The following is a 5,383-nucleotide window of genomic DNA, read 5'->3' as shown; positions in this document are numbered from 1 at the left end:
TTACTAATAGCATGATCAAACAGAATTTAAAAGACCACTACTGCGTGGTCGGCAAGAAGGTGATGTAGAGTGACGTCTGCCGAGCTCTTTAAAAGCTCTGTAAGTAGTTCGGCTCCCGATGGTGGTAAGAGCAAACCCTCGCGTATATTTTCTTTTATGAGAGAGTTGAAACAGCGATCCAGCGGCTTCGTGAGGTCGTCGCTCGACGTGCCGTGGGACAAATGAAGCCTGCTCATTCTCCGGGACATCGCGTCCACGGGCAAGTCTACCTATGCGCAATTCCTGCAGTCAGTGGGGAAAAAGTAGGGCTATTGTTAGCGGCCTTGCCATCTCCAACGCTGGAGAAGCGGCCTAGCCCTTGTAGTTGAGGCAGGCATGCCAACCAACCCAAAGGCCACACACGTTAAGCCTAGGTGTACCGGCTTTGCGGAAACCTTTACTAAGCTGCGCCGCGCTCATGTGTTCATTCTGTCGCACAAAAGTCGGCTCGTTGCTACCTCTTCTTGTAAAATATTGCGCGGGGTTGGCTCATTTCCTTTCTGCTTGGTACTAAGAACCCACGCGCGCTACCTAACGGATACAGGTTGCCATAACAGGCCTTATGCTACGCGTTATGGCTGGGCGGGAGCGCGCAGCACCGTAGCCAGTCGCTGGCTTAGCACTTCGGCTCTGATGTTTTTAGCCACAATGCGGCCGTCGGGGCCGACGAGCACGTTTTGCGGAATGGAGTGAATGCTGTACAGCTGGGCCGCCGCGTTTTGAAAGTCTTTCAAATCGGAAACCTGCGTTCCAGGGAGCTTATCCGTGCTAAGGGCTTTTAACCACGCCTCGCGGCCGCTAGGCCGGTCCAGCGACACGCCGAGCACGGTGAAATTGTGGTTGTGGTACTGCTGGTAGGCCGCTACTAGGTAGGGATTTCCTTCGCGGCAGGGCCGGCACCAGCTGGCCCAAAAATCTACCAGCACATACTTGCCTCGAAAATCGCTCAGCCGAATGAGCTTGCCACTAGGGTCGGGCTGGCTGAAATCGGGGGCTAGCACGTCCACCGCTAAGCGGCGTGCTTTCGCCAAGCGAGCGGCATAGGCTCGGCCGGCGGGGCTCTGGCGCACGGCTGGCGCTAGGCTCCTAAAAAGCGGTTCGACGACGGGCAAATTCATTTCTTGCTGGTCGGCGATATCGATCATCGCTAGGCTCACCTGACTACGGGGATTGTGCTGGATAAACTGCCGGTACACTGCTTGCTGCGCGGCTTCCGCTTGCTGCCTGCGCTGCTTCAAATTAGTCAGGAAAGCTTGGCCCTTGCGCTGTTCAGGCGAGGCTAGGTAGTCTTCGTGTCGCAGCGCTTTCAACTGTGCCTCGCTGGGTCGCAGGGCAATATTTAAGCGTTGCAAGTCCCTATTGAGAGGAGTGCCTCGCAGCGTCGCATGGTCCAGGGAGGCAACACTTGTGACCTGGACCACTCCGGGCTCCAAATAAACCCAAAGCTTGCTGATGGAGAGGAAGTTGGGTGACTGCGTCTTCTGCTTTAGGAGCAATACCCCGAGGGTAGGCATCGCTACCTTGCCCCGAAACCGAAACCGGCCGTTACGGATGTCGGTGGAGTCGTGCTCAACATCTTCTCCCTTCAGGTAATCCAGGTAAATCTTGGTGGCCGACGTTTTCGGGCTCAGTTGCCCCTGAATAGTATAGTCCCCGCTTTGGGCTAGCAGTCGCAGCGGAAGCAGGAATGACAGAGCCGATAAAAAACTAGCTAGGGGATAGCGATTCATAAAACCTAACTATGAGTATGGAGATGAACACCGGAAATACCATCATTTTGAAACAGCAGCACAGCAGGTTCACATTGCGGGATTGCTAGGACCTTACTCAGCGCTGCGGCCTGCGGAGCGAAGGCCATGCCCCGGAAAACCGTGTTGGTGGGTGGCTTCACGAAGGGGACAAGTAGGGTCCACGCTGGGCGTCGCATTAATGCAGTAGCTCGCCCGTAGTGCAACGGCTAGCCTAGCCGCCAGCAGGCTAGTCCAGGATGGCCACGACGCGCGCCGGAGCCGCCGACGCCCCGACAATCTTCAGCGGAAACACGCACACCTGAAAGCCAGAGGAGGGTAGGGACTCTAAGTTGACCAGCTGCTCGATGTGGCAGTACTCTAGCTCGCGGCCCACCAGGTGCGCTTGCCAGAATAGGTTGGGGTCGTTGTGCAGCTTGGCTTGCTGCGCCATGTAGGGCAGGGGCAAGTCCCAGCCCCACTGGTCGATGCCCATAACTTTGATGCCTTGCGCAATCAACCAGCGGGTGCTCTCCGCGGTCATGCCGGTGCCCACCTCGGCAAACTTCTTCGTGCCGTTCAGTTTGTCGCGCCCCGTCCGGATGAGCACGATCATGTTGGGCTGTAGCACCACCCCTGTTTGGCGCAGCGCCGCCTGCAAGTCCGAAACCGTGATGGGGTCAAAATCAGCCTTGTGGCTCATGTCGATAACGGCCCCAGGCCCGTAGCACCAGTCCAGCGGAATCTGGTCGATGGTCTTAGCGGGCTGCCCGGCTACCGTGGGGCCATAGTGCCAGGGGGCATCAAGGTGGGTAGTTGCGTGCACCCCCATGCTTCGGATGGTATCATCAGCCCAGCCCGTGAAGTACTTGGGAAAGAGCCGGAAAGGCAGCCCTAGGAAGCGAATCAGCCAGCGGGCTTGGCTATGCGTCTTGTGCTTAATCCTGACGCGCATGTACCACGGGTCATTCGCGTTACACCGAATAGGTTTGGATAGGTCAATTAAGCGAGCCATAGGGAGAGACTGACTTTTATGTTCGGTGAAGCACACGCTTGCTCACGCAGCTAGAAATGTTGGGTTTGTTGCCGGGACTTATAAAAGTGGTTTTGCCAAGCTACAACTCGGTAAGGACCGTCGCCCACAATGGGTCCTCCCACCCCAAACAAACCCCAGCCATCTGCTAGGGGCTGTTTGCATTTCCTCCAAAACCAAACCGGAGAAAACGCGGGAGAGCAGCGGCATAGCCTCCGCCGCGCTGTACTTATTAAATTTCCAATGGCCAACCGACCATTAAGCTGGCTAGGGCGAGCCTAGCAGCTAGTTGTGACCGGCGGTTAATAATTCGCTAGGTTCAATGGAGCGTGAATACGCGGGGTTTTTGTGGAAGCGGTCAAAACCGCGTTGGCTGGAGCAGCCACTAGGCCAGCGCTGGATTCAAGTGTCGTGTTCATAAATAGAGCGTTAAAAGGTAAGGATACCCAAGAAGGCAGAGCCCTTTAGGCAGCCCTAGGAGCTACAGGCCACCCATTTAGCAGCCGCATGTTGAGGTGGACTTAAAAGCTCCTGCGATGGCACCTCGCCTGAGCGCATTGCGGCTGGGCAACGATTGTGGCTAAACATAGTGCTGTTCAGTGAACCACTGCTCGCAGGCAGTATCGAAGGCAGCGGGTTGCTCAATCCACGGCATATGGCCACTTTCTTGGATAAGCACTAAGGTGGACGAGGCAATAGCTTCGTGCATGCGCTGGCCCTGCGAGATGGGGTCACACATAAAATCATCCTCCCCCACAATAATCAGGGTGGGTACGGAAATGCGGGGCAGTTCAGGCAAAAGGTTCTTGCTCTGGAAACCAGCCTGCTGCGTGTACTTCAGCACGTCGTCGTTGGCCTCCATATTGCCAAAGACTGCCTCGGCTAGTTCGGGTCGGTAAAAGTAAAAACCACCGGTAGCGTCGATCACCTCCTTGATGGTCAGTGCGGCTCGGTTGGGGCTGGTCATCAGGGCGATTGCCCGCTCGTAATACGCGGGGTTGGCCAGGTAAAAAGGCTCGTGTTGCTTCTTGGCTACCCGGCGCATCATTTCCTCGGCCCTCACGCCATCGGCGGCAACGATAGCATCGATGGCGATAATGCCGAGCAGGTGTTCGTTATGCGCAATGCCATACGCTAATACCTGGTGACCGCCACCCGAGTGGCCGGCAACAAATATCTTGTCCTGCCCGAGGTACACCCGAAGCGCTTCAATATCGGCTACGAAGTTCTCTAGCTTGTATTGCGTTGCATCGTCTGGGCCAGTCGATTGGCCACTGTGTCGCGTATCGAAATACACGGTAGTACAATGCCGCTCCAAGGCAGTTAAGGGCATAACAAAGTTGACAGATGGCCCCCATCCTGAGGAAGGAATCAACATAACGGGGCCCTGGCCGCTGACATAATAGTGGATGGTTATGCCATTGATTTCGGCGAAGTGCTCTCCCTGCTGAAGCAAAAGTGATGGATTGGTGGTGAGGTGTTTCATAAGGAGCCTTGTGATAAACAAGGGTGCTAAAGGGTAAAACTGCGGCACGTGTGGAGCACTACGAGGCGGTGCCTGTGCGAAAAGGTTGTAGCGGTGCAAAGGTTCAGGCGCGTAAGCAGACTAAGTCATGTAGCTTAGCGCACCACCTCAGAGGCCACTTAGTAGCTGGTCGCTAGCTTAGCAAAAGCAAAGGCTTAGCTACTGCTTCAGAAATGCATGCATTCGGGCGGTACCAGGTTTTTCGTAACCACTCTAATGAAACTTACCCTTTGTGAACCCAGGAGCACTAGCTCGGGCACCAACCAGCCAAGAGCTTACTGATTGATGGTCAAACTTACGGGCGGTTCTGAGTGGCTGCCAACGCCCTGCGGCCAGTTGGCCTGATCCGGCCCTGAGTGGGCCTTTTTAGCCGGCGGCAGGTACGCGAAGCGTTCTAGCTATTGCTGGATGGCTGCGTTGTAGAGTCTGGAGGGCAGCTTGATAGGCGCCGAGCCCTAGCTGCAAAGAGTCGCGCGAAGTTTATAGCCATCAGTCAAGCAGTGCCGCCAAGCGTGTCTCACCTTGATGATATGGGTAGGGCAAGCGTGCGAATCGCAGTAGTAGGTGCGTCACCATTGCCGAACTCCGACGAGTGCTTTGATCAATGTTGCTTGAGGACCTAATAGGATGAGCAAATAGGGTATAACGCTGTATTGCGTCGTCTTTGAGAAGGTACGCTTGGTTCTTCCAGCTGCCTGCAGGTTCCCTACCACGATATGGGATTACCCAGCCGGGCCTCCTAGCTCTACTACCGCCTACGCCAGGTGGATCAGGAGGGCACGCACGGCTACCTACTCACCGATACGCCTAGTGACCCTTGCTAAAACTCCTGGCCTATTTCTCAATCCGGCGCGAACCATGGCTACGCTCACGGGAGCTGAGTCGGGCAGCCGAGTATGCATGTCCTCAAATCAAGCGCCCCCATCCGCTGCTGGATGGGGCGCTTGATAGTTTATGACCAAAAGATAGACTTCATGAACATTTCAGGAATCTACTTTTCTTTTGGAGTCGTCTCCTCTGGGCTAGGTGGCGGGGCGAAGAACATATTGTACTTGGGGG

3 protein-coding genes are annotated in these 5,383 nt (G+C 55.5%); all 3 read right to left on the bottom strand.

The window, feature by feature from the left end; genetic code table 11:
- Nucleotides 1-611: 611 nt before the first annotated feature.
- Nucleotides 612-1,769 (bottom strand): TlpA disulfide reductase family protein, encoded by a 1,158-nt coding sequence (locus BXP70_RS28670; RefSeq protein WP_086597553.1) that lies wholly within the window; start codon nt 1,767-1,769, stop codon nt 612-614.
- A 247-nt stretch (nt 1,770-2,016) separates the two neighbouring features.
- Nucleotides 2,017-2,781, bottom strand: a complete 765-nt coding sequence (locus BXP70_RS28665) for a cyclase family protein (RefSeq protein WP_086597552.1) — start codon at nt 2,779-2,781, stop codon at nt 2,017-2,019.
- 598 nt (nt 2,782-3,379) lie between these two features.
- A complete protein-coding gene (locus BXP70_RS28660) occupies nt 3,380-4,285 on the bottom strand; it encodes an alpha/beta fold hydrolase (protein ID WP_086597551.1) in 906 nt (301 codons plus the stop codon).
- Between the last annotated feature and the right edge of the window lie 1,098 nt (nt 4,286-5,383).

The sequence above is a fragment of the Hymenobacter crusticola genome (assembly GCF_002154225.1).
GTDB classification, from domain to species: domain Bacteria; phylum Bacteroidota; class Bacteroidia; order Cytophagales; family Hymenobacteraceae; genus Hymenobacter; species Hymenobacter crusticola.
This window is presented reverse-complemented; position numbering and strand designations above follow the sequence as displayed.

Bases quoted from the DNA above. Each gene is read 5' to 3' on its own strand.
- BXP70_RS28670 (WP_086597553.1), bottom strand. From the start codon at position 1,769: ATGAATCGCTATCCCCTAGCTAGTTTTTTATCGGCTCTGTCATTCCTG.
- BXP70_RS28665 (WP_086597552.1), bottom strand. From the start codon at position 2,781: ATGGCTCGCTTAATTGACCTATCCAAACCTATTCGGTGTAACGCGAAT.
- BXP70_RS28660 (WP_086597551.1), bottom strand. From the start codon at position 4,285: ATGAAACACCTCACCACCAATCCATCACTTTTGCTTCAGCAGGGAGAG.